Origin of the sequence: Acinetobacter lwoffii, from assembly GCF_019048525.1 — a bacterium.
Taxonomy (GTDB): Bacteria; Pseudomonadota; Gammaproteobacteria; order Pseudomonadales; family Moraxellaceae; genus Acinetobacter; species Acinetobacter lwoffii_K.
Window position 1 is genome coordinate 1,813,372 of sequence record NZ_CP077369.1, and the last position, 25,585, is coordinate 1,838,956.

At 44.4% G+C, this 25,585-nt stretch carries 23 protein-coding genes and 1 other RNA gene; 13 read left to right on the top strand and 11 right to left on the bottom strand.

Translation table 11 applies throughout. The annotated features are described in order from the left end of the window. Nucleotides 1–41: 41 nt before the first annotated feature. Nucleotides 42–776 (bottom strand): sulfite exporter TauE/SafE family protein, encoded by a 735-nt coding sequence (locus I6L24_RS08395; protein ID WP_004730222.1) that lies wholly within the window; start codon nt 774–776, stop codon nt 42–44. A 246-nt stretch (nt 777–1,022) separates the two neighbouring features. Between I6L24_RS08395 and I6L24_RS08400 the strand changes: the two genes are divergently transcribed. After that, a complete protein-coding gene (locus I6L24_RS08400; RefSeq protein WP_004646324.1) occupies nt 1,023–1,235 on the top strand; it encodes a hypothetical protein in 213 nt (70 codons plus the stop codon). Between the two features lie 87 nt (nt 1,236–1,322). On the opposite strand, the gene rsmD is transcribed toward I6L24_RS08400, so the two are convergent. Beyond that, complete coding sequence (gene rsmD, locus I6L24_RS08405; protein WP_004279484.1) at nt 1,323–1,880, bottom strand: 16S rRNA (guanine(966)-N(2))-methyltransferase RsmD; 558 nt, start codon at nt 1,878–1,880, stop codon at nt 1,323–1,325. Between the two features lie 2 nt (nt 1,881–1,882). Further along, the gene (mrdA, locus tag I6L24_RS08410) at nt 1,883–3,934 is read right to left on the bottom strand and encodes a penicillin-binding protein 2 (protein ID WP_004279485.1); all 2,052 of its coding nucleotides are present in this window, start codon (nt 3,932–3,934) and stop codon (nt 1,883–1,885) included. A 238-nt stretch (nt 3,935–4,172) separates the two neighbouring features. Here mrdA and I6L24_RS08415 point away from each other — a divergent pair, with 238 nt between their 5' ends. The 4 genes from I6L24_RS08415 (at nt 4,173) to I6L24_RS08430 (ending at nt 7,109) form a co-directional block, all read left to right on the top strand. Next, on the top strand, nt 4,173–4,691 hold the full coding sequence (locus I6L24_RS08415; RefSeq protein ID WP_004279486.1) for a hypothetical protein: 519 nt from the start codon (nt 4,173–4,175) through the stop codon (nt 4,689–4,691). 65 nt (nt 4,692–4,756) lie between these two features. Beyond that, nucleotides 4,757–6,073 (top strand): membrane protein, encoded by a 1,317-nt coding sequence (locus I6L24_RS08420; RefSeq protein ID WP_004279487.1) that lies wholly within the window; start codon nt 4,757–4,759, stop codon nt 6,071–6,073. Between the two features lie 75 nt (nt 6,074–6,148). Continuing rightward, entirely contained in the window at nt 6,149–6,808 is a 660-nt protein-coding gene (gene adk / locus I6L24_RS08425) for an adenylate kinase (RefSeq protein ID WP_004279488.1), read from the top strand. An 88-nt stretch (nt 6,809–6,896) separates the two neighbouring features. Further along, nucleotides 6,897–7,109, top strand: a complete 213-nt coding sequence (locus I6L24_RS08430; protein WP_004279489.1) for a hypothetical protein — start codon at nt 6,897–6,899, stop codon at nt 7,107–7,109. Between the two features lie 116 nt (nt 7,110–7,225). On the opposite strand, the gene nth is transcribed toward I6L24_RS08430, so the two are convergent. Next, a complete protein-coding gene (gene nth, locus I6L24_RS08435; protein ID WP_004279490.1) occupies nt 7,226–7,939 on the bottom strand; it encodes an endonuclease III in 714 nt (237 codons plus the stop codon). Nucleotides 7,940–7,942: 3 nt separating this feature from the next. Beyond that, complete coding sequence (locus I6L24_RS08440) at nt 7,943–8,734, bottom strand: RnfABCDGE type electron transport complex subunit B (protein ID WP_004279491.1); 792 nt, start codon at nt 8,732–8,734, stop codon at nt 7,943–7,945. 347 nt (nt 8,735–9,081) lie between these two features. On the opposite strand from I6L24_RS08440, the gene gdhA reads away from it, so the two are divergent. Further along, on the top strand, nt 9,082–10,425 hold the full coding sequence (gene gdhA / locus I6L24_RS08445; protein WP_004279492.1) for an NADP-specific glutamate dehydrogenase: 1,344 nt from the start codon (nt 9,082–9,084) through the stop codon (nt 10,423–10,425). A 70-nt stretch (nt 10,426–10,495) separates the two neighbouring features. Here gdhA and I6L24_RS08450 read toward each other — a convergent pair whose 3' ends face one another. From I6L24_RS08450 to rlmH, 3 genes are all read right to left on the bottom strand, one after another. Further along, nucleotides 10,496–11,269 carry an META and DUF4377 domain-containing protein gene (locus tag I6L24_RS08450; RefSeq protein WP_034436014.1) on the bottom strand — a complete coding sequence of 258 codons (774 nt, stop codon included), beginning with the start codon at nt 11,267–11,269 and terminating at the stop codon, nt 10,496–10,498. A 127-nt stretch (nt 11,270–11,396) separates the two neighbouring features. Then, entirely contained in the window at nt 11,397–12,173 is a 777-nt protein-coding gene (locus I6L24_RS08455; protein ID WP_004279494.1) for a DODA-type extradiol aromatic ring-opening family dioxygenase, read from the bottom strand. Nucleotides 12,174–12,284: 111 nt separating this feature from the next. Beyond that, nucleotides 12,285–12,767: a 23S rRNA (pseudouridine(1915)-N(3))-methyltransferase RlmH gene (gene rlmH / locus I6L24_RS08460; RefSeq protein WP_004646335.1), complete on the bottom strand. Its 483-nt coding sequence runs from the start codon at nt 12,765–12,767 to the stop codon at nt 12,285–12,287. Between the two features lie 167 nt (nt 12,768–12,934). Here rlmH and I6L24_RS08465 point away from each other — a divergent pair, with 167 nt between their 5' ends. Beyond that, entirely contained in the window at nt 12,935–13,867 is a 933-nt protein-coding gene (locus I6L24_RS08465) for a M28 family peptidase (protein ID WP_004730218.1), read from the top strand. 72 nt (nt 13,868–13,939) lie between these two features. Here I6L24_RS08465 and lon read toward each other — a convergent pair whose 3' ends face one another. Together lon and I6L24_RS08475 are read right to left on the bottom strand one after the other, a co-directional pair. Continuing rightward, nucleotides 13,940–16,366 (bottom strand): endopeptidase La, encoded by a 2,427-nt coding sequence (lon, locus tag I6L24_RS08470; RefSeq protein WP_004279497.1) that lies wholly within the window; start codon nt 16,364–16,366, stop codon nt 13,940–13,942. A gap of 147 nt (nt 16,367–16,513) precedes the next feature. Beyond that, nucleotides 16,514–17,095, bottom strand: a complete 582-nt coding sequence (locus tag I6L24_RS08475; protein ID WP_004279498.1) for a 5-formyltetrahydrofolate cyclo-ligase — start codon at nt 17,093–17,095, stop codon at nt 16,514–16,516. Between the two features lie 442 nt (nt 17,096–17,537). Here I6L24_RS08475 and I6L24_RS08480 point away from each other — a divergent pair, with 442 nt between their 5' ends. The 6 genes from I6L24_RS08480 (at nt 17,538) to I6L24_RS08505 (ending at nt 25,091) form a co-directional block, all read left to right on the top strand. Beyond that, complete coding sequence (locus tag I6L24_RS08480) at nt 17,538–18,020, top strand: VOC family protein (RefSeq protein ID WP_004730215.1); 483 nt, start codon at nt 17,538–17,540, stop codon at nt 18,018–18,020. A 452-nt stretch (nt 18,021–18,472) separates the two neighbouring features. Then, nucleotides 18,473–18,736 carry a hypothetical protein gene (locus I6L24_RS08485; protein WP_216985893.1) on the top strand — a complete coding sequence of 88 codons (264 nt, stop codon included), beginning with the start codon at nt 18,473–18,475 and terminating at the stop codon, nt 18,734–18,736. 67 nt (nt 18,737–18,803) lie between these two features. Continuing rightward, nucleotides 18,804–22,403: an urea carboxylase gene (gene uca, locus I6L24_RS08490; protein ID WP_216985894.1), complete on the top strand. Its 3,600-nt coding sequence runs from the start codon at nt 18,804–18,806 to the stop codon at nt 22,401–22,403. An 11-nt stretch (nt 22,404–22,414) separates the two neighbouring features. Further along, entirely contained in the window at nt 22,415–23,122 is a 708-nt protein-coding gene (locus I6L24_RS08495; RefSeq protein WP_004279502.1) for a GntR family transcriptional regulator, read from the top strand. Nucleotides 23,123–23,337: 215 nt separating this feature from the next. Further along, a complete protein-coding gene (locus tag I6L24_RS08500; protein WP_228127853.1) occupies nt 23,338–24,624 on the top strand; it encodes a PQQ-dependent sugar dehydrogenase in 1,287 nt (428 codons plus the stop codon). Nucleotides 24,625–24,929: 305 nt separating this feature from the next. Then, a complete protein-coding gene (locus tag I6L24_RS08505; RefSeq protein ID WP_004279504.1) occupies nt 24,930–25,091 on the top strand; it encodes a YqaE/Pmp3 family membrane protein in 162 nt (53 codons plus the stop codon). 213 nt (nt 25,092–25,304) lie between these two features. On the opposite strand, the gene ssrS is transcribed toward I6L24_RS08505, so the two are convergent. Further along, nucleotides 25,305–25,488, bottom strand: a non-coding RNA gene (gene ssrS / locus I6L24_RS08510) — 6S RNA. Nucleotides 25,489–25,585 lie beyond the last annotated feature (97 nt).

The following is a 25,585-nucleotide window of genomic DNA, read 5'->3' on the forward strand; positions in this document are numbered from 1 at the left end:
CAAGCTTTAGCGGGGAAGACAGACTCGGCTTGATCTTGTGTTTAAATGAATTGGGACGCTAATAGAAAACAGCCTGCACTAAAGAGTAAACTTAAGATCATGCGTTTGAACAGTAATTCCGAAATTTTATAAAATAGTTTTGCGCCTAAAATTGCCGGAATACTCACAAAAACAATCAGCAAGGCCATATAGGGTAAATGGCTTTGATTGATCAGGCCTTGCCATACATAAGTACCCAGCGTGAAAAGCTGAATTGCAAAATTAAAGTGCCGTAAAATATAGCGCTGCTGGGTTTTGGGTAATTGTTTTAACATCACCCAGGCCGAAGGAATGGCACCGCAAAAACCGCCCAGTCCTCCTAAAATTCCGCCAATAAAACCGATGCAGCTATCAGTCAATTTTCCTGAATGCTGAATTGTTTTGAATTGCGGATTGAATAGCATCACCGGACACCACAGTACCAGAAAAAATCCCAAGATCATCTTAAAGGTATCTGCTTGAATGATCTGCAACAGATAAGTACCCAGCGGCACGCCAATCAGACCAGCAATCAGATAAGGCAGCACCAACTGCCTGGATAAAACTAGCTGCTTTTTTTCCTGACTGAGTGAAATCACATGACTCCAGATCGAGGCAAATACCAGCAAGGGCGCGGCCAGTTGCGGAGGCAGCACCCAGACCCAGAAAGACATGGCGATCAGGGCAAAGGCAAAGCCGGTCAGCCCCTGGACAAAACCTGCGACCATTGCACCAAGAATAAATAACAGCCAAGTCATAAAGATCAGGTCATAAGCAAAGGCAGCAGTATTCTCAAGATTTAAACAAAAGCCAAGCTTCCATTTAGCTGGATTTATGCAAATGAAAGTTCAAATTCTCATAAAAGCATGAATGCTAATTAAGAAAAAAGAGGTTTACGGCCATGCATAAAACATGCATAAATCTCTACAAGAGTGCAACAATGGCTCCGTTCACTCTCCATGAACTCGCCTGATACTGACAGAGTGCAGTAAGAGGTGATGGACATGATGAAAAAAGTGATATTACTTTCTGTATTGGCTGTGTCATTAACCGGTTGTGTGGTTGATCCTTGGGATGATGATTATCGTGGAAACAGAGATCGTAATGGACATTATGATCGAGACCACAGAAATCATGACTGGAAAAATAAGGACCATAAAGATCATCGGGATTGGAAACGTGACCGAGATAACCGCGACTGGCGCCGTGATCGTTAATCACAGTCTTTAAATTTGACTGACTACAATGACAAAAAGGATTCCACTGAGGAATCCTTTTTTAATGGCTCTTCAAAACAATTTAAATCAAGAAATACTTTTTTGATAAAGCCCCGCACGAACTGTACCGGCTTTGGTGTTTTTAATTAAACGCCATGAGGACGGTAATTTAAGTAATTGTAAATCACGATCTGCTTCTACATAAATATAGGCATTGTCCTTGATCAGAGGATCTGCCTTTAGCGCTAGTTCTTCCCATAAATCCAAGCTATATGGCGGATCTAGAAAAACCAGATCAAACTGTGCCTGAAGGGTAGACAAAGCTTGCTGCGCCGTAGCCACTTTTAATTGTGCACGTGCTTTGGTGACTTTTAAAAGTTCCAGATTTTGGGTCAGAAATTGTGCCTGAGTACGATCCGGCTCAATCATCACCACTGATGCAGCACCACGCGATAATGCCTCAAACGCCAATGCCCCAGAACCGGCACAAATATCCAACACCTGGGCATTTTGTACATCCCACATCAGCCAATTAAACAGTGTTTCCCGAACACGGTCAGGCGTCGGGCGCAAACCCTCAATGCTGGCAAAAGGCAGTTGGCGGCGTTTCCAGTCACCACCAATAATTCGAAGCTGGTTTTTCATCTTTAATCTCGCTCTACCGGTGTCGGAGCAGGTGTTGCTGCGGGAGATGCAGCCGTATTTGCAGAAGTCGGAGCAGCATTGTCGGGCTGGTCACTGGCTGGAACGGCACTAGATGCTGCATCCTGACTCAACATGCCTGCACCACTTGGCAATTCAGCTGGCTTGATTCCGGCCGTCATCAGACCACCACTTAATTGGTGGCCTTGTGGGCGTACCGGATTTTTATCTTTATGCAGTAACCAGTAATCAAAAATTGGACGGGCCAGAGCCGTTGCGGCACTACCACCGCGACCATTTTCCAGAATAACTGCAATCGCGATTTCAGGATTTTCAGCAGGTGCAAAACCGACAAACAGGCCATGATCCAGCTGACGGTCAGTCAATAAGGATTCATTATAGCGCTTGCCCTGAGCAATACTTTTTACCTGTGCCGTACCGGTTTTTCCGGCAATAGAATATTGTAAGCCGCTTTTGATGCCTCGGCCTGTACCGGATTGAATTACGTCCACCATCGCATCACGCATTTTGATCCAGTCTTCTTCCTGACCATTAAAATCGATCTTGCCATGCGTGCCATTATGCACCTTGAACGGTTTGGCACCGCGACTTTCGCGCAGAACATGGGGAATGACTTTATTGCCATGGTTGGCGGTAATGGCTGTGGCCATAGCCAGCTGCAATGGCGTTGAAGTAAAAGCACCCTGACCAATACTGACAGAAATGGTTTCACCACGTGACCATTTGGCCTTGCGGGTACGCATTTTCCATTCCGGGTTTGGATACAGTCCTGAGCTTTCACTTGGTAAGTCCACGCCGGTTTTTTCCCCAAAGCCAAACTGACGCATCCAGGTATTCATTTTTTCAATACCCATGCGGTAGGACATGACATAGAAATAAGTATCACAGGAGACGACTTGGGCCTTATGCATATTCACTGCGCCATGCCCGGATTTTTTATGGTCACGGAAACGGTGACTGTCTCCCGGCAGGCTGAAATAACCCGGATCAGAAATAGTGGTATCCCAGTCCACCAAACCATGATGCAGACCACCGAGTGCAAACATTGGTTTAATAGTAGAGCCAGGCGGATAAACCCCTTGCACGGCACGGTTATATAAAGGTTGATCAAGGTTATCACGCAGGAACGAATAATCTTTGGTGCTGATCCCGGTCACAAACAGGTTAGGGTTAAAACTTGGACTGGAGACCAGCGCCAGAATTTCCCCGGTTTTGGGATTCATCGCCACAATCGCGCCACGACGCCCGGCCAGTTGCTCCGAAGCGACTACCTGCAAGCCGTAATCCAGTGACAGGAACAGATCATTACCACGTACCGGATCTTTACGGCCCAAATGACGCAGCACATTACCAAAGGCATCGGCCTCTACCGATTCATTTCCTGGCACACCATGCAGCAGCTCTTCATAGGATTTTTCCACCCCGATCTTTCCAATCAGGTTGGTTCCGGCATAGAGATCCTTATCAATGGCTTTCAGTTCTTTGTCATTAATACGACCGACATAACCGATCACATGTGCGAACAGATCGCCATGCGGATAGTAGCGGGTCATCTGGGTTTCAATATTCACGCCCGGAAACTGATATTTAACTTCACTAAAACGGGCAATATCATTTTCGTTCAGATTGAGCTTGATTGAAACCCGTTCGGTTTTACGCGCTGTTTTAATCCGGGTTTGAAAGCGTTCCAGGTCTTCTTCGGTCAGTTCCAGAATCGGTTTGAGGCGTTCGAGCGTTTGATCGATATCCTGTACGTCGGCACGACTTAAAGTGGCAGTAAATACCGGATAGTTATCGGCCAGCAGAACGCCGTTTCGGTCATAAATATAACCGCGCGCTGGGGGGAGGGGTTGCAGACGAATCCGGTTTTCATCAGAAGCTGTAGTAAAGCTTTCAAAGTTGAACAGTTGCAAATAGGCATAGCGGCTGACCAGCAGCAGCATAAAGAAAATGACAATACCCATGGAGATCAAGACTCGACTGCGATAGATGCGCTTTTCTTGTTGTGCATTTTTTAAAGGAAAGTGCTGCTTCATACGCGATCGACTTAAGACCTGAGAGTGGTAGAAAAGAATCAAAGTGGAGTATTCTAACGCAACTGCACTTGATTTGATAATGAAAAACTGCCCTTACAATCAGTTCCTTTAAGCTTTGACTTTGCAGACATTAAAATTGTAAAGTGCTGTATATAAGAGTTGTGATAATTCTGCTAGAGTAAAATCTAATAAAAATAGGACTATACCAAAAACTATAATTAAGGAAGATGGTGAAGGAATGAACAAGGTTTACCCTTTGTTAGCGTTTGCATTGTGGGCGAACGGGGCTTATGCACATGATCAGATTAATAATACTGCAACCAAAATAGAGCCTGCTCAGGCAAAAGCCTTTAATGTGGGTGTTGGTTTTACCCAGAAATTACTGCATTTAAATACCGAATGGGTGAACCCTTATGGGATTGCTTATGTGAAAGGTGGTGTTTTTCTGGATGATGATCGTACGATTGGCGGCCAGGCAGGCTTTCGTTATCCTGCACATCTCACCGGTAAAGATAAAAATGGTTATTATGTCGGGGTTTATGCCGGTCATATCGACAGCAAACAGGTTGATGGCGAGTATGAAGGCCGTTTAGGTGCTGGTGTTGATTTGGCCTATGTTTTGCTTAGTTCAGAACGGATCAGCAGTTTTAGTATCGGGATCGGTGCCGGAGAGAAACTCGAAGACCGAAATGGTCGTGCTGTGGCTGAAACAGAACCCCGGCTACAATTTTCCTATACTTTAAGTATCGGTTTATAGACAAAATATTCGACCTTATTAATATGTGTATTCTGTGAACAAAAAATTAAATATGGAAGTTATGCATGCTTGAGTACGTCAACGAGTTGTGGCAAACCTTTGTAAACCGCCCGGATTTTTGGGCCGTGCTCAGCATTATTCCAGTGACTGCATTTGTAACCTGGGCTCACGTCTGGATGGCGCTGAAAATGGTCTTTTATCCGATCAATTTTTGGGGTTTCCATCTCGGGCCTTTACCTGTGGGCTGGCAGGGGATTGTGCCACGCAAAGCTGGACGTATTTCAGGCATTATTACCGATAACACACTGTCAAAATTAGGCTCTATCCGCGAATTTTTACAGGCGATGGATCCGGATGATATGGCACGGATCATTGGCGAGCAGGTCGGTTTCGAACTGGAACATCTGATTGATGAAGTTATGATGGATCGCAATGCGGTGCTTTGGGAAAACCTGCCTTTTGCCATCAAACGCAGGATTTATGCACAAGCGCAAAAACAAATGCCGGCAATTTTGCGTGAATTAGTGACTGAGCTGACCATGAACGTCGAGTCACTTGTAGATATGCGTGAAATGGTAGTGAGCCAGATGGAAGGCGACCGTCGCTTGATGGTGCGTATGTTCCTGAAGGTGGGTCAAAAAGAGATCAATTTTATCTGGCATATCAGTGCCCTCATCGGGATGTTCTTTGGGATTTTCCAGATGATTGTCTGGTTTGTAGTGCCGTGGCACTGGACTGTACCGTTCTGGGCTGCGATCTGGGGCTTTTTGACCAACTGGATCGCGATCTGGATGGTCTTCAATCCGCTCTATCCACACCCAGTAAAGTACCCGCAATTCTTTGCCCGTACCACAAATCGCAAGTTTCCGTGGATTAAGCCGGTGATTCCTCGTATCGGCACCTATAACATACAAGGCGCATTTATGAAACGTCAGGATGAAGTCTCTGACGTCTTCGCAAGTGTAGTCACAGAAGACCTGATTACGTTAAAATCGATCATGACCGAGATGATGTATGGCGGCAGAAAAGACAAAACCCGCCGCATTATCAAACGTCATATTAATGAAATTATGGAAACACCCCTGGTTCGGACCTCTTTACAGCTGTCTTTAGGACCAAAAGAGTATGCAAAACTCAAGACGGACTTGATCGATCGCTCGATTGAAATTACGATGGTACCTGTATGCGACCCAGCATTTAATGCGAGCCGTGCACAGAAAATCTATCAAATGTTTAGAGACCGCATACGTGAGTTGACTCCGAAGGAGTTTCAGAATCTTTTACGTCCTGCATTTCAGGAAGATGAATGGATTCTGATTTTATTGGGTGGGGTAACCGGTTTTGTCGCGGGTTTAATCCATTTGTTTGTGGCTTTCTTATAATGAGATGTCGGGGGACACAATCGGGTGATTGTGGTCGTGGCGTCATACATATTGTTTAAATGAGGATGTTTATATATGCGCATTATCTTACTCGGACCACCTGGAGCAGGTAAAGGTACACAAGCTCAGTTGATCTGTAAGCGCTACAATATCCCACAAATTTCAACCGGTGATATGCTCCGTGCTGCAATTCGTGAAGGAACTGAATTAGGTCTACAAGCTAAAAGTGTCATGGACAATGGCGGTTTGGTTTCTGATGAGTTGATCATTGGTCTGGTGAAAGAGCGCATTGCGCAACCTGACTGTGTAAACGGCTGCATTTTTGATGGTTTCCCGCGTACCATTCCTCAAGCAGAAGCCTTGGAAAAAGAAGGCATTGCAATTGATCACGTGATTGAAATTGATGTACCAGATGAAGAAATCGTACAACGTCTTTCTGGCCGTCGTCAGCATCCTGCATCTGGCCGTGTCTATCACATCGTTTACAACCCGCCAAAAGTGGAAGGTAAAGATGACGAAACGGGTGAAGATCTGGTTCAACGTCCTGATGACCAGGAAGCAACCATTCGTAAGCGTCTAGGTTCTTACCATACTGAAACCGAGCAACTGGTTGGTTTCTACCAAGGCCGTGCAGCGTCTGGTGAAAATGCACCAACTTATGACAAGCTAAATGGTTTACGTCCAATCGATGAAGTTCAAACTGATCTTTTCGCGATTCTGGATCAGGCAAAATAATCGGCTGACGATGATTTTGACAATCGGAGAGCCCTAAGTCATATTAGGGCTCTTTTTTATTGCGTATTTGAACAGGGTACTTGTTGCTATGAAATTTGGCGTATTGGTGTTGATGGTAGTCTTTCTGGCAGTATTGGTAGGTCTGTTCTATTTCAGTTTTAAAATGCTCAACAAAGTACGTCAGGAAGAACGTGCTGAAAATGCAGCAAAGCGACCTGAGCGCCAGCTCCATCCAAAATTACAAGCCGAACTTGAACAGCGCAAGCAGCAGGAAAAGGCTGAACAAGATCAGGATAAATAATCCATAATAGTTCAGCTCAGCTAAGAATTTAGTTTGAACGAAAAGCACTCTTCTCATAGTCGATAAAAAGGTGACACATTGGTCACCTATTTTTATCCCAGCTTGATCACGCCGTTCTATTCAGCAAGCTCAATATTTTTCACTGCAATTTGGCGGGCTGCACCAAATTCAAACCGATCCGGCCAGTTACACACATCGGATACTACACATTCATGACATTTCGGTTTGCGCGCAATACACGTATAACGACCGTGTAAAATCAGCCAGTGATGTGAATCAATGATAAATTCCTTGGGAATGACTTTGACCAGACGGTGTTCAACTTCCAGCACATTTTTGCCAACCGCTAGTCCGGTACGGTTACCTACCCGGAAAATATGGGTATCAACCGCCATGGTCGGCTGACCAAAGGCCGTATTCAGTACCACATTCGCCGTTTTACGACCTACACCCGGCAGGGCTTCTAAGTCTGCACGATTGTCCGGTACGATGCTGTTGTGCTTCTGAATCAGCATCTCGCAGGCTTTAATCACGTTGACCGCTTTCGAGTTATATAAACCAATGGTCTTGATATATTCCTTCAAGCCGTCCACACCTAGCGCATAAATGGCTTCCGGTGTATTGGCGACTGGAAAGAGTTTGTCTGTGGCTTTGTTGACGCTGACATCGGTAGCTTGAGCAGAGAGCGTGACCGCGACCAGTAATTCAAAGGGATTGGAATAATTCAGCTCAGTTTTTGGGTTAGGCCGCTGTTCACGCAGGCGTTCAAAAAAGGTCTGAATCTGCTTTTTGGTCATGTTTTTAACGAGCTTGGCCTTTGCTGTGGTCATGTTCTATCCCTGTAAAGCCTGTAATTGCTGTGTCAGTTCTTCCAGTTGGGTGCGTTTTCGGGCATCTTCACGAACCGAAAGCTGTTTTTCCAGTTTTTTAATTTGGGTACGTAGTTTTGCCAGTTCAATCGTGGTCTTGGAATCGAAAGCTACAGGTGCATTCTCTGGCTTGCTCGCGACTTCAATCACAGGAAGTTGCTCATTTAAAGCAGAGAAACGGGCAAACAGGGCAGTATCGATTTCTGCACGGACCACAGGTCCCTTACGATCGGTACGCCGTTTTTCTTCACGCTGGATGTGCGCATAGTAACGCTGACGCAGATCATCCTGTTCAGCAAGACGCTGAGCTTCAGTCGGCAAGGGTTGTTGATCTTCAACCAGATCGATGCAGTCTACCGGACAAGGGGGAATACACAGCTCACAGCCAGTACAGAGGTCGGTCAGAATGGTATGCATCAGTTTGCCTGAGCCAATAATCGCATCGACGGGGCAGGCGCTAATACATTTGGTACAGCCAATACATTCATCTTCACGAATTACGGCTTTGATGCGCTGAGGACGACCATCGGCTTGAACTGGCCAGACACTTTCTTCTGCCACAAGTTTAGGGCGATTTAATAATCTAGCCAAAGCATCGGCAACAGGCTGTCCGCCCGGCACACATTTATTGGCATTTTCACCCTCAGCAATCGACTGGGCATAAGGTAAACATCCGTCACGATGACCACAGAGTCCACATTGGGTTTGAGGGAGTAAAGCATCAATCGATTGGACCAGAGAAATTGGCGAATTCATGAATAACCAGAGCTGCTCATGCTGAGCTTTGCAGTAAGTGAAACAAAATATGTCGAGTTATGCATTTTAACATATTTTTAAACTCCTAAGTCGTGCGCAATTAAGGGTCAAGTTATGCCTTATTATTAAGCATAAATCTGAATCTAAGCCTTGATTCAATGGGCATTTCCTGACATAGAAAAAATATTCATAATCAATATAAATATTTGTTATCAAATTAATTTTAAAGTATTTTCAAAAAAAGTATTGTAGATTAGTTACAAAAGATATTTAATATTTTGCGCCAAAATTTAACATTGATTGTAAATTTGACCAATTTTGATCCATTTTCTGCTGAGGATTAAGCGTTGAAATACAACACACTTAATGAGTTCCTAGATTACGTAAAATCACGTGATGCACACCAACCAGAATTTCTTCAAGCTGTCGAAGAAGTGATGACCAGTTTGTGGCCATTCATTCAAAAGAATCCACAATACGCAGCACATGGTTTGCTAGAACGTCTAGTTGAGCCAGAACGTGCGATCCAGTTCCGAGTTTCTTGGGTAGATGACCAAGGTCAGACTCAAGTAAACCGTGCGTTCCGCGTACAGTACAACTCAGCGATCGGTCCATTTAAAGGTGGTATGCGTTTCCACCCTTCAGTGAATCTTTCAATCCTAAAATTCTTAGGCTTTGAGCAAACATTTAAAAATGCTTTAACCACACTTCCTATGGGTGGCGGTAAAGGCGGTTCTGATTTTGACCCTAAAGGCAAATCAGAAGGCGAAATCATGCGTTTCTGCCAGGCTTTAATGATCGAGCTGTATCGTCACCTTGGTGCGAACACAGATATCCCTGCAGGTGATATTGGTGTAGGCGGTCGTGAAGTGGGCTACATGGCCGGCATGATGAAAAAATTAAGTAACGATACGGCATGTGTATTCACTGGTAAAGGTTTAACTTTCGGTGGTTCATTGGCACGTCCGGAAGCAACGGGTTACGGTACTGTGTATTTTGCTGAGGAAATGCTTAAGTCTCGTGGCGAAAGCTTCAAAGATAAAGTCGTTGCGATTTCAGGTTCTGGTAACGTCGCGCAATATGCTGCTGAAAAAGCAATGTACCTCGGTGCGAAAGTGGTTTCACTTTCTGACTCTGCCGGTACAGTTCACGTTAAAGACGGTTTCACTGAGGCGCTTCTTGCTGAAGTCATGGAACTTAAAAATGTAAAACGTGGCCGTATTTCAGAATTCGCGTCTAAACATGGTTTCGAATATCTTGAAGGACAACGTCCTTGGGGTATCAAGTGTGATATCGCATTGCCATGTGCGACTCAAAACGAACTTGATGCAGACGACGCTGCTCAGCTTCTTGCAAACGGTGTAATCTGTGTGGCTGAAGGTGCGAACATGCCTTCTACGCTTGAAGCGGTTGAGAAATTCGTTGAAGCGAAAATTCTTTATGCGCCAGGTAAAGCATCAAATGCAGGTGGTGTGGCAACTTCTGGTCTGGAAATGTCTCAAAACGCATTGCGTTTAGGCTGGACTTTCGAAGAAGTTGATGAGCGTTTACACGCAATCATGAAAGAAATTCACCGTAACTGTGTGAAATTCGGTACTAAAGAAGACGGTACTGTGAACTATGTTGACGGTGCGAACATTGCTGGCTTCGTAAAAGTTGCTGATGCAATGCTTGCTCAAGGCGTATTCTAAGTCTGACTTAGTCTAAGCTGAAAAAACCGGGGCTGTTGCCCCGGTTTTTTTATATCTGGTATTTTTAGCCTTAAAGAGCACCCTTAACTAATTCACGCTCAACCGCCATATCAAAAATATAGGCATATTTCGATTGATCAGCTGCCGTATGCTTAATTTCAAAACGTTTGACCCGAATAATCTGCCGTTCATTTGGTGAATGCCGAAAACCTTCAATCTGATCATAGAATAAAGTCCAGTCCTTATCGACCTGAGTTTTCAGGCCATTCTGATCATATTTCACTTCTTTGACTTGCAAGCAGCTTTGTTGGGTTACGCCGGTACATTGTTTGGTATCGGGGGAAATTTCCAGAAAAATTGTTTCAGCCTGTCCTTGGTATTTGGTTTCCGGAGTCATTTTCCCGATAAATTCATAGGTTTGACCATTTGCGGCCATCAACGTCAGGGTCGGCTTGTCAGGATCTGTGGTATTGAGCGTAAAAGGAATGTCACGCTTCTGTAAAAGTTGGCTGACAAAACGTTCCTGCTCCATCAATGCTGCATCACAGGCCATTTCAGTGCCTATAACTTCGCTGGTGGTGATGATATTGTTTTTGACTGACCAGGTCGTCCCGAGTCCATTACAGCCCGTCACGGCGCTCAGCCGGCCTTGAGCGTTGAAACTCAGTACAACGGGTCGTTCTAGTCCACGATTCAGTTCCCAGTAATAGGCTGGAAGAATCTGATCTGCATTTTTTTGTTGGATGGTGGCCACCGCAAGATCTCCAGCTCGTTGAATATCACTGGACTGACAGCCTGCAAAAGTTAAAGGCAATAATGCCAGCACAATAAATTTTAATTTCATGGACTTATAATGAAGTATATAAAGTTCAAACAATAATAATGGATGTATTGCAAAAAAATATGGATACATTTCGCAGCTTTGAGTTGCAAAATGTATCCATCATTAAGATTTTAGCGCTGAAGCAAGATTAATCGAAGCGGTAAATATCCATACCGAGTGAACCCATGGTGAAACTGCTATGTACCAGACTAAAACGCTGACCTGTGCCTATCGCAAAGAAAATCGGAGCAAAATGTTCCAGCGTTGGATGATTCCGTGCCATATGCGGAATATTGGACCAGTCCAGTACAGCATCATAATCATTGTGCGTCAGTTTATGCACCACAAAATTACGGAAGCCTGAGGCCCATTCGGGTACATCAGCAGCCGATCCATCCCAAGACAGTTCACGTAAATTATGGGTAATACTGCCCGAACCAATCAGCAGGATTTGCTGTTCACGTAAAGGTGCGAGACTTTGACCAATCTGATAAATTTCATCCGCACTCATCGACATGGGTAAGGAAATTTCTACCACGGGAATGTTGGCATCTGGATACATATGTAGCAGCGGCATCCATACCCCATGATCACGCGGACGAGTACTGTTGGCATGTGCAGAAAAGCCGGCATTGGCCAGCAAGCCTAAGACTTTCTCGGCCAATTCAGGATTTCCCGGTGCAGGGTAGCGTAATTGATAAAGTTCAGGCGGGAAACCACGAAAATCATGCCAAGTTTCTGGGCGAATTGCGCTACTGACTTCCAACGCATCACTTTCCCAATGCGCAGACATCACAATAATCGCTTCCGGGCGTGGCAGATTTTCGCTCAAACGATGCAAGGCAGGACCCACTTGCTCAGGATTCAGCGCCAGCATAGGAGAGCCATGAGAAATAAATAAGCCGGGCAACGTTTGTAAGTTCATAAGTCAAACCACATCTGGAAAGATACCTCAATAATGCATGAAAAATAGAAATAAGAGCAGGAGATATTATTCAACAAAACGTTGCATATAAAGAACGCTTCAGCAAAATCATTAGCCTGCCCGATGATAAGGATGGTTGTTATTGATGCTCATGGCACGATAAAGCTGCTCGATCAGCATGACACGTACCAGTGGATGCGGCAGGGTTAACTTGGAAAGTGACCAGTGCCATGCAGCAGCTTTACGCACGGCTTCTGAGTGACCATCCGGCCCGCCAATCGCAAGTGCTACATCATTGCCTTCCAGCATCCAGCCTTTCATGGTTTCAGCCAGTTTTTCGGTACTGAATTCACGTCCGCCCACTTCAAGCGCAATCAGGGTTTCATTCTGCTTGAGCGCATTTAAAATACTGTCGCCCTCAATATTACGGTATTTCAGAATATCCGCTTCAGAATCATTTTTCCCGCGCTTGGCCATCGGCAGTTCAATAATCTGGGTCTGTACAAAAGGCTGAATACGTTTGAAATAATCTTCAAAACCAGTCAGCACCCACGCTGGCATTTTTTGACCAATGGTTAGGATACGGATTTTCATACAGACAGATCAATAATTGGATACCTCATTATAACGATCAAACAACATGAAGTTGAGCAGGGAAACAAATTGAAATTGAAATGAGAGATTTAGTGTTGCTTTAATGTCCGTAGTTCAAGTATCCGCTTGATAAAGGAATGGAATAATAATAAATGCGGAACAGTGTCATGATAAAAGGATGTTGTACTGTGCTGCTGTTACTGATAGGCCTCATGGGGCCTAGTCTCTGTGCAGCCAATTCGAGCAAAAATGCTCAGGTCTCTCATCTGGAATTATTTTTTAGCCAGATCATGAGTGTTGATGAATACCGAAATTATAAAAATCTGAAAGAGCTGAATCGGGTATCTGCCTGGATTAAAGGGCAGATGCAGCGCTTTGGCATCCCATGCCAGTTTCAGGTCTATGTGGTCAATAACCTGAGCTACCGAAATGTCATCTGTAGTTTGGATACTCAAGCCAAAACCAAAATGGTAATGGGAGCACATTATGATGTTTTCAGTGCCCGATATGGGGCTGATAATAATGCCTCAGGTGTGGTGGGCTTAGTAGAAACAGCAAGACTACTCGCTTTACAAAAATCCAAGCTCAAACATAATGTCGAATTTGCTTTCTATACGCTTGAAGAGCCGCCTTTTTTCAAGACAGAACATATGGGCAGTTATATGCATGCCAAGTCTTTAAAAAAGCAGAAGCAGAAAATTGAGGGCGTGGTGATTCTGGATTCGATTGGTTATTTTGATGAACATCAGGTGCAGAGCTATCCGGTGGGATTAAAATGGATTTATCCACGACATGGCAATTTCATTGCAGCCATTGGGCATTTAGCCTCAACTGGCCTGACTGGAGATTATTGTGATGCCATGCAGCGTTTTAACCGTCTGGAATGTCAACGCTTTGTCAGCCCAAGTTTTGCTCAGGATATGAATTTCTCGGGCTATCTGAATTATGCCAAATTCAACTATTCGACCATGCTGATTACCGATACTGCGAGTTATCGTAATCCTTATTACAATACCGAATTGGATACCCTCGACAAGCTTGATCTGAACAAGATGACTCATGTGATTGATGGATTGGTTACGATGGCACTACAGCCATAATTCAGTTGTTTTATTCAATAACTCAATAAAAAACCCTGCCGAAGCAGGGTTTTTTATATGAAACATCAAGTCTTAATGACGCGCTGCTTTCGCTTCTTCTTTGGTTTTCACAATTGGTGCTTTAACCAAGGCTTTTGGCAAAGAGGTCAGTGCCAGCGGTAAAATCTCATCAATCGATTTTACGGCTTTAATTTCTAGACCTTCTTTGACATTTTCTGGAATTTCCGCCAGGTCACGTACGTTTTCCTGTGGAATGAATACCAGCTTGATGCCACCACGATGGGCTGCCAAAAGTTTCTCTTTCAAGCCACCGATACGCAGCGCACGACCGCCCAGACTGGTTTCACCTGTCATCGCGATATCCGGACGAATCGGGATACCCGTGAAAGCAGATACCAATGCTGTAGTCAAAGCCAAACCTGCCGATGGACCATCTTTCGGTGTTGCGCCTTCAGGTAAATGCACATGCACGTCGGTTTCTTCAAAGCGCGAGGCTTCGATGCCGAGTTCATCCGCACGGGTACGCACTACAGTCATCGCAGCGGTAATCGATTCTTTCATGACATCGCCAAGAGAACCGGTGGTAATGAACTTGCCTTTACCTGGGACTGCTGCAACTTCAATGGTCAGTAATTCACCGCCGACAGAAGTCCAAGCCAGACCATTTACACGGCCAATTTGCGCTTCTTCTTCCGCCATACCGTAGTCAAATTTATGTGGACCCAAGTAATCTGGAAGATTTCCTGCGGTCACTTCAACCTGAAGGTTTTTGGCTTTCTTGCTAACCGCTTCTTTTACCACTTTACGTGCAATTTTTGACACTTCACGTTCAAGGTTACGAACACCGGCTTCACGGGTATAACGGCGCACGATGTCACGAATCGCCTCTTCATGCACGGTCAATTCTTTGGCACGTAGACCATTGTTCTTGATTGCTTTAGGAACAAGGTAACGGTCCGCAATATTGACTTTCTCTTCTTCGGTATAACCCGGGAGACGAATCACTTCCATACGGTCCAGTAGGGCCTCAGGAATGTTCATGCTGTTCGCGGTACAGATAAACATCACTTCAGACAGGTCCAGATCCAAATCCAGATAGTGATCGCTGAACTTGTTGTTTTGTGATGGATCAAGTACCTCAAGCATCGCAGAAGCCGGATCGCCACGGTAGTCTTGCGCCATCTTGTCGATTTCATCGAGCAGGAACAACGGGTTTTTTACACCCACTTTAGTCAATGACTGCACAATTTTACCTGGCATCGCACCGATATAGGTACGACGGTGACCGCGAATTTCCGCTTCATCACGCACGCCGCCCAGTGCCATACGCACGAACTCACGACCAGTTGCTTTGGCAATTGATTCACCGAGTGAAGTTTTACCCACACCTGGAGGACCAACCAGACACAGAATCGGGCCACGCAATTTTTTCACGCGTGACTGAACTGCCAGATATTCCACAATGCGATCTTTGACATCGTCCAGACCATAATGGTCTGCATCCAGAATTTCCTGTGCTTTGCTCAGGTTAATGCTGACTTTGCTGGCTTTATTCCATGGTGTATCCAGAATGACTTCCAGATAGTTACGTACCACAGCAGCTTCACTTGAAGCAGGCTGCATCGCTTTTAATTTACGGAATTCAGCTTCTGCTTTTTTACGTACATGCTCAGGCAAATCTGCTTCAGCCAGACGTTTTTCAATTTCAGCGACATCGTCTTCCGCACCACCATTCATATCAGAAAGCTCGCGCTGAATGACTTTCATTTTTTCATTCAGGAAATATTCGCGCTGGTTCTTTTCCATCTGACGTTTAACAGAATCATGCAGGGTTTGCTCAATCTGTTGTTCTTCAGACTGTTGCAATAGATAAGTCATCAGCTCAGTCAAATGCGCTTCGAATTCGTCATGTTCCAGGAATTTCTGTTTGACATCAATATTCAAGGGAACACGGGTTGCGACGAAGAACAATAACTGTAATAGATCTTCAATTTTGTTGGCTGCGGTGATCAGTTCACGCGCATTACGAAGTTTCGCTTCTGCATATTGAGCGAAAAGCGCACGTAATTCCTGCAAGCGCACAGCTTGGGTGTCTGCATCGACGCTCACCGTCATTGGGCTGAGTTCATGCTCTGCTGTCAGATACTCAGTTTCGTCAATGATAGTTTTCAGCTTGGCACGGTGCAGGCCTTCGATCAGGACTTTAATACAGTTTTCATCATTTTCGTGATTCACAACTTGCACAATCTTCGCGACAGTACCGTATTGATATAAATTGTCGTGATCAATTTCTTCTGTAAGCGAATCTTTTTGCGCAACTACAAATACTAGATTGTCACTGTTACGAGCCACATCAACTGCATTGATCGATTTTTCACGACCGACAAACAGCGCAATTTGCATATGTGGATAAACCACCACATCACGCAGCGCCAAAAGGGGTAATACACTTGGAACCTGAGGCTCTAAGGTTTCTTGATTCATAATAATTTCAGACATGAGCACTCCTAATGAGTGACAACGGTGTTGCCATGCTTTTAATAGTGATGGGTAATTTTAAAAATACAAGGGCAGTTAAGATTAAATTGTATAAAAAATGACTAATTATGTGATTTTAAAGTAGTTAGCAAGGATAAAATTGCAAAATTAACGTTTGAACTTTATAAATATTGTCGGGGTGATTAAAGCATCAAGGGGCTGATCCCATGGTTCACGTTTTAACGGCTGTGCCAGCAGTTGAAAGTCATGTGCCAGCCCCAGACGGAACGGACGCCCAGGCGCAGAAGCCAAGGTACGATCATAAAAACCGCCGCCCATCCCAATCCGTGTGCCTGAAGTATCACAGGCCAATAGCGGCATGAGTAATAAATCCAGGTTGGAAACATGCACACCACGGGTGCTCATGGGCTCTCGCATACCCAGCCGATGATGGGCAAAGCGCTTGTTATGATATTGATGCTGGGTGATCCGGATCCAGACCAGCTGCTGATTCATGTCGCAAATCGCTGGTAGATACACCTGTTTGCCCAGTTTAAAACAGCGTTCAATAATCGATTGGGTCTGAATCTCCCCAAAAGCATGCAAATACAGGCCAATACGTTGGGCATGAATAAATTCTGGACTGCGGATCAGGCGGTTTAAGACTTTTTGTGCGGACTGCCTTTGCTCAAATTTAGAGAGATGACGACGCGTTTTACGAAGGTATCTTCTTAATTCCTGAATGGTCATAGGGCAAAAAGCATATGCAACAAAATTGTGCTCTAGTCTAAGTGGGAATTCTGGAAAAGTAAAAAATAATTATGAGCTGAAATTTCATATGATTCCATATCTGGTTATTTAAATTCGGCTAATTTTGCCAGCAGTCTCAAAGTTAAAAAACTAAAAAAGTATTTATATCACTAATTTTTTTAATATCTCGAAACGGTCAATTCATTTTCTTTGATTCACGATTTTCTAAGCAATCCATCGTTCAGTGACAAACTCTGGAAACGCATCAGTTTAAGCACTTTGAAACAGCTTTCGATCAATAAAAATACAATTCTAAAGTAGGTTTATTCTGTTTTTTGGTGAAAGATAGACAAGGGATCATATGACTATTCTCGACTGATATATGAAACACATTGTGCTTAGGCAGAGCGTGTAAGACCTAAATCAATGGAGATTGAACATGATGAATATTGCGAAGAACACCATCTGCCTTTGGTACGATGACGATGCCGAAGGTGCAGCACGATTTTATGCAGAAACCTTTCCAAACTCCTCAGTTGGCGCGATCAATCTTGCACCCGGAGATTATCCCTCCGGAAAAGAAGGCGATGTTATCACCGTCGAATTTACGGTGATGGGCGTTGCCTGCATTGGACTGAATGGTGGCCCTGACTTTCAACACAATGAAGCATTTTCATTTCAGGTGGCGACTGAAGACCAAGAAGAAACAGACCGATACTGGAATGCCATTGTTGGCAATGGCGGTCAGGAAAGCGAGTGTGGATGGTGTAAAGACAAGTGGGGTATTTCCTGGCAGATTACGCCAATGGTCCTGATCAACGCCTGTAACAGTCCTGACCGTGCTGCGGCCAAGCGCGCATTTAATGCGATGATGACCATGAAGAAAATTGATGTTGCCGTGATTGAAGCCGCTTTTCGTGGTTGAGTGACAGAGATTATCCGTAATTTCAGTGAATATTACTGGGTAGCCTTATTTACTTCAATATTTGAAACCTCTCCTTTTATATTTCCTTTCGATCATCTCCTGTGTGCCTATATGCATCTTGGGTTAAAACCCCCTTAAGCCCGGCATGGAGTACCTCCAATTTTATTACTAGCCCAAGATATAAGCTGAATGGTTCCCTTAAAGGTTCATTAATAGATAGGCTTTTATATCAGTGTCGTACAAGTTGGAGAGATGTAGCTCATGCAATATGAGTTCCAGAATAATTTTTGCACTGAATTGAAAACAGGCTGAACCAAAAACAACCATCCAATGAAATTCTCCCTAATTTATACATCTTAAATTTTATTAAGACATTGAAAATAAAATAAAAATTAAACTGGCATAAGTTCTGCATAACTGTATTCAAACTTGGATACAAGATTGGATACAGAATGCTTCATCAGAAAATGATCGGCTGGACAGTCCGAAAATGGCGCGATGCCGATCAGCCAAAACAGCTTCAACTGAATCATCTTGCTCAACGCACTACCCATTTTGAGGTGGGTGAACTTGTCTGGATTCCGGTTGCGAATGCTGCACCTCTTCAAGCAAAAAACGATGCATTTAAAAAAGCTGTATTTGCGGACGGTATGTATCAAAGGCTACGACACAGAGCAGCGAACATAGTCGATAGCGGCTTTATATACAGCAGCTGAATCAGAAAACAACGAAATAGACCCATTCAGCAGATTCAAAAAATAGAGAGAATAAAAGGGGATTCACATGTTTAAAACTGTACTGATTGCAAATCGCGGCGAAATTGCTATTCGTGCCATTCGCACATTAAAAAAAATGGGTATAACCAGTATAGCCATCTATTCAGAAACGGACCGTTATGCACAGCATGTGATTGATGCAGATATTGCAGTGTCCTTAGAAGGTACCAAACCGAGTGATACCTATTTAAGTATTGAAAAGCTGATTGCCGCAGCCAAGAATACCGGGGCCGAAGCAATTTTCCCAGGTTATGGTTTTCTGTCAGAAAGTGCTGACTTTGCCCGTGCCTGCGAAGAAAATAATATTGCCTTTATGGGGCCAACACCGGAGCAGATTCTGGAATTCGGCTTAAAACACAGGGCGCGTGAACTTGCTGCAGCTGCCAATGTACCCATGACTCCCGGTACAGGTCTGCTAAATAGTCTGGACGAAGCTTTGGCGGAAGCTGAAAAAATTGGTTATCCAATTATGCTGAAAAGCACAGCAGGTGGTGGTGGAATTGGCTTGACCCGTTGTGATGATGCCGAGGCACTTCGGGAGGCTTATGAAAGTGTAAAACGTCTGGGCGAGCAGTTCTTTAAAGACGCAGGGGTATTTTTAGAACGCTTTATCGATAAAGCCCGTCATGTCGAAGTTCAGATTTTTGGGGATGGTCAGGGACAAGTCGTGGCTTTGGGTGAACGGGATTGTTCATTACAGCGCCGTAATCAGAAGGTTGTGGAAGAAACACCAGCGGCACAGTTACCTGAAGCAACCCGTCAAAAACTGCATCAGGCGGCAGTTGAACTGGGTAAATCGGTGAAATATCGCAGTGCCGGTACGGTTGAGTTTATTTACGATGCAGCACGTGACGAGTTTTATTTCCTTGAAGTGAATACCCGTTTGCAGGTAGAGCATCCGGTGACTGAAATGGTGACTGGACTGGACCTGATCGAATGCATGTTGAAAGTGGCAGCAGGCGATACTCTGGATTGGAAGCATCTAAGCAGTATTCAGCCTCAGGGTGCAGCGATTGAAGTACGCATCTATGCCGAAGATCCGGTGAAAAATTTCCAGCCGAGTCCAGGGATTTTGACGGATGTCTTTTTTCCGGAAGATGTCCGGGTTGATACCTGGGTGAGTACCGGAACTGAAATTTCCCAATACTTTGACCCAATGATTGCCAAGATTATTGTGCATGCTGAAGACCGTGATATCGCCATTCATACGCTTAAATCAGCTTTAGCTGAAACTCGCCTGAATGGTATTAGTACCAATCTGGATTATGTGCATACTGTTATTTCAGATCCACGTTTTGAACAGATGCAGATCTGGACACGCATGCTGGATGATTTCAAATATGTGCCGAATGTGATTGAGGTGATTCAGCCGGGTACACAAAGTTCGATTCAGGATTATCCGGGTCGTGTCGGGTATTGGGATATTGGTGTACCGTCTTCAGGCCCAATGGATGATTATGCCTTCCGGCTGGCCAATAAAATTGTTGGGAATGTCGAGGCCGCCGCCGGGTTTGAATTTACCCTGCAAGGTCCAATCCTCAAATTTCATGCAGAAAATATCATTGCTTTAACTGGCGCACCTTGTCCGGTAAGTCTGGATGATGAAGCAGTAAATTTCTGGCAGCCTATTCAGGTAAAAGCAGGCCAAACCCTAAAAATTGGACAGGTTGAATCCGGATGCCGGACCTACCTGGCTGTACGAAATGGTCTGAATGTGCCGGAATATCTGGGTAGCCGTTCTACCTTTGCTTTAGGTAATTTTGGTGGACATGCAGGCCGAGTGTTACGGGCTGGTGACATGATTAAGATGGTGAATCCTGAGCTGCCGGCCGATGGTCTACCTTTAGCGATTGCAGAACCTGAAGTTTTGGCAACAGATCTGATTCCAAGTTATGGCAAGGAATGGAAAATTGGTGTGCTCTATGGTCCGCATGGCGCTCCTGATTTCTTTAAAGCTGAATATATTGAGGAGTTTTTTGCATCAAGCTGGAAAGTGCATTTTAACTCGAACCGATTGGGTATCCGTTTAACCGGACCGACGCCAAACTGGGCGCGTGAAAATGGCGGTGAAGCGGGTCTGCATCCATCCAATGTACATGACTGTGAATATGCCATTGGTGCGATTAACTTTACCGGTGATTTCCCGGTGATTTTAGCCAAAGATGGTCCGAGCTTGGGCGGTTTCGTTTGTCCGGTAACCATTGTCAAAGCTGAACTATGGAAAATTGGACAGCTGAAAGCCGATGACACGATTAGCTTCTATCCAATTTCGGTAGAACAGGCCAATGCGCTGGAGCGGCAGCAAATTCAAACCCTCCAAAACTTTGCCAAGGCAGAGATGCCCTACGAGGCTGAAGTCGTGGCAGTTCAAGCAGAAAGTATTCTGGCATTGCGTGAAGCTACACCAGATGCACCAAAAGCTGTATATCGTCAGGCAGGTGACAGTTATATCTTACTGGAATATGGTGACAACGTACTGGATTTGGCCCTACGCCTGCGCGTACACCGCTTGATGCAACTGATCCGTGAAGCTGATCTTGACGGTATCCTGGAATTATCACCTGGTGTGCGATCCTTGCAGATTAAATATGATGGTCTGCGTTTGAGCCAGCAGCAACTGATTCACTTCCTGCTTGGTCTTGAAGAACAGATGGGTGATTTACGTGACATTAAAATACCTTCAAGAATTATCCATTTACCCATGGCCTTTGAGAACTCAGCGACTCTGGGTGCGGTTGAGCGTTATCAGGAAAGTGTCTGTGCCAAGGCCCCATGGCTACCGAATAATGTCGATTTTATTCAGCGAATTAATGGTCTAAACACTCGTCAGCAAGTTAAAGACATTATTTTTGATGCCAATTATCTGGTTTTGGGGCTAGGAGATGTGTATCTGACCGCACCTTGTGCAGTACCAGTCGATCCGCGCCACCGTTTACTGAGTTCCAAATATAATCCGGCCCGTACTTTTACCGCTGAAGGTACAGTCGGGATTGGTGGCATGTATATGTGTATTTATGGCATGGACTCACCGGGTGGCTATCAGTTGATCGGCCGTACCGTGCCGATCTGGAACAAGTTTAAAAAGAACAAACAGTTTGGCGATCAGCAATGGTTCTTACGCTTTTTTGACCAGATTAAATATTATGAGGTCACTGAGGCCGAACTGGACCAGTTCCGCGCTGATTTCACCCATGGTCTGGCAGAAATTAAAATTGAGGAATGCGAGTTTGACTTTGCAGCGTATCAGGATTTCCTTGCTGCAGAACAGGACAGCATTGCCGCCTTTAAAGCGCAGCAGCACGCTGCTTTTAGCACCGAAGTTGAACGCTGGAAAGACGAGTTTGATGCACCTGTAGAAATAGAAGTGCTGCAGGATGATACCGATTACAGCCAGTATGTCCCTCTCAACGCCTCTATGACCGGCAATATCTGGAAGATTTTTGTAGAAGCCGGGCAGATTGTGAAAAAAGGCGACACGGTGGCCATCATCGAGGCCATGAAAATGGAGCTGCCGGTCTATGCTGACGATGATGGCATTGTCAAAGCCATTATCTGCCGTTCTGGTCAGACCGTGCATAGTGGTGAGCCACTGGTCTATATGGAGTAATGGATTGAGCCATGACTATTGTTCGCAATCCAAGTACTAAAGCGACAGGAAAAAGCTCAGACAATCTGTCTGAGCTGGTTTTCCAGAAAATTAAAAATGACATTTTTGACTTTAAGCTGATGCCGGGAGAGCGCTTTACCGAATCGGAAATTGCTGAAAGCTATGCCGTAAGCCGTACACCCATCCGGCAAGCTTTGTATCGCTTGCAGCAGGAAGGTTATGTCGAGGTGCAGTTTAGAAGTGGCTGGAAGGTTCGGTCACTAGACTTTAAAGTTTATGAAGAACTGTATGATCTGCGGATTTTATTGGAAGGTTATGCAGTCGAACAACTTTGTCAGATGCCCAAAGACCAGTTGCAGGTTGCTCTGGCTGTTTTGATTCAAACCTGGTGTATTCAACCAGAACAATATATCTATGATCTCAGGCGGTTATCTGTAGAAGATGAAGCATTTCATTGTCATTTGGTATTGGCAGCCGGCAATGCAGAAATGGCAAAAATACATAGTGAGATCAGCGAAAAAATTCGGATCATACGCCGTCTAGATTTTTCCAAAGATTATCGGGTTACAGCGACCTATGCCGAGCATCAACAAATTTTAAAGGCGCTGCTTGCCCAAGATGCAGTCGCTTGTCTTTCTATATTAGAGGCTCATATTCGACACAGCCGTAATGAGGTAAAAAAAATTACTCTGGAAATGTTATCCTGCCGTCCTGCGTAAGTTAGTCAGGATAAATTTATTTTTATAGCAAGATAAATATCAGACTTAACTCAAAATTGATAACCAATTCATAACCAGAAAAAACAAGAACCCGCTAGTGGCATCTCAAATTGTTTTTTAAAGTAAGTTGAGGATGATAATAACAAGAGATAAAAATGCTTCATCAGCCTATTCAACTTTTACTTACAGGTGCCAGCTGTGCACTTCTCCTAACCATGACTGGATGTACCATGCCTTCCAAGTCGCCTATCAATGACAGTTATGGTTCCCAGCCACATTTGCCCAAACCAAAATCAAGCTTGCTGCCTACAGTCAATATGGCGCCCGCCAAAGGTTGGCCTGAAGGTAAAATGCCGACACCCGCGACAGGTTTAAAAGTTCAGGCATTTGCCAAAGGGTTGCAGCATCCGCGCTGGCTATATGTATTGCCGAATGGTGATGTGCTGGTGGCCGAAACGGATGCACCACCCAAGCCCGATGATAGCAAAGGGATCAAAGGAAAAATCATGAAATGGGTGATGCAACGTGCAGGTTCATCGCACCCCAGTGCCAACCGCATCAGTCTGCTTCGCGATAGCAATGGAGATGGGGTGGCTGAACAAAAAATCGTATTTTTACAGAATCTCAATTCTCCATTTGGCATGGCACTGGTCGGCAATATGTTGTATGTGGCGAATACTGATGCCCTAATGCGCTTTCCTTATCAGAACGGTGCGACTCAAATTACAGCAGCCGGTACCAAGGTGCTGGATTTACCGGCAGGCCGTTTAAACCATCACTGGACCAAAAATGTCATTGCCAATCCTGCCGGAAGCAAACTCTATATCACGGTGGGTTCCAACAGTAATGTCGCTGAAAATGGCTTAGAGCAAGAGCAGGGCCGGGCACTGATCATGGAATTTGACATAGCCAGTGCTCAAGCGCGACCTTTTGCCATCGGACTGCGTAATCCGAATGGCATGGATTGGCAACCTAAGAGCGGCACACTTTGGACAGTGGTGAATGAACGTGATGAGCTCGGTAATGATCTGGTTCCTGATTACCTGACCTCTGTCAAAGAAGGTGCTTTTTATGGCTGGCCCTATAGTTATTATGGCCAACATGTAGATACACGGGTCAAACCGCAAAAACCTGCCTTAGTTGCGCGAGCAATTCCACCGGATTATGCATTGGGCAATCATACAGCTTCATTGGGCTTGGCCTTCTATAGGGCAGACCTGATGCCTCAATATCGAAATGGAGCGCTGATTGGTCAGCATGGTTCATGGAACCGCAAACCGCATAGTGGCTATAAAGTGATTTTTGTTCCCTTTCAAAATGGGCAACCGATGGGCCCACCTCAAGATGTCTTGACTGGATTTTTAAGTGATCAGGGCGATGCATATGGGCGACCAGTCGGTGTGGCGGTAGATTCCTCCGGTGCCATTTTGGTTGCTGATGATGTCGGTGATGTGATTTGGCGAGTATCAGCCTTGAGTACACTAGCTGCAGTAAGTAAATAAAGGTCTAGGGATTCAAGATTTTATTCAGATCTGAATCTATGGAAAGTAAAAGTTAAAGCAAAGACTGTTTCATTCAAACGTCAATATTTTGATTGAAAATATGCAAAGGTTAGCGGATTTAAAATAATTTTTAAGCTTCATTTAAGCTGGCTGAATTAGGCTTTCAGGATATTTTTACGCGGGATTACAGCATGTACAGAGATTCTGCTGATCCCATTAAAAATATCTAAATCTTAGTACCAGTTTTAAGTGCCCATAAAAACTGGATATAAAAATTTAAAACATGGCAAAAGAGGGTTTTAAAAATGAAATCAATTATTGCATTTATCTTCCCTTGGTCATTATTTATGACCCTTCATCGACCAGTCGAAGCGACAGTGTGCTTAATGCTTCAAATTTCGATTTTAGGCTGGATTCCTGCTGCAATCTGGGCGATGCATATTTTATATCGAGATAAAATTGCCTAAAAAATAGGGGAGTGAGTTACCAAAAACTTTTTCATCTTTATTTAACTTAAAGCAATTTAGATTTCTTTTTTTAATTTAAAAGAGTTCATTTTCATGCAAGATGATTATTACATCAATAAAATGAATCTGGAAGAATGTTCGAGAGAAAGACTATAAAATTAAAATAAGAGGAAATTCAGGAAAAATTATAATTATATTTTGAAAAAGAAATTGAAGTACTCCGAAGATGCCGCTGCATGTGTCGTTACCCTGAACCCGATGAGTTCAAGGAGGATGCGACGTATACTTGCTGGGTTTCCCATACGGAGATGGGCATACACTCTAAATATACAGAACACACCCATAAGTGTTAGTATCGGCAGGGGAATAGACCCGCTGGCGAACACCTCAGAGTTAAGTTAATTATAAACAATAATCCCGGTGTGGCAACTCTATGCTGTTCATGAACTGTAAACAGTTCGGTCGAATGTCCGAAGTTTAAACAGAATTCGAGA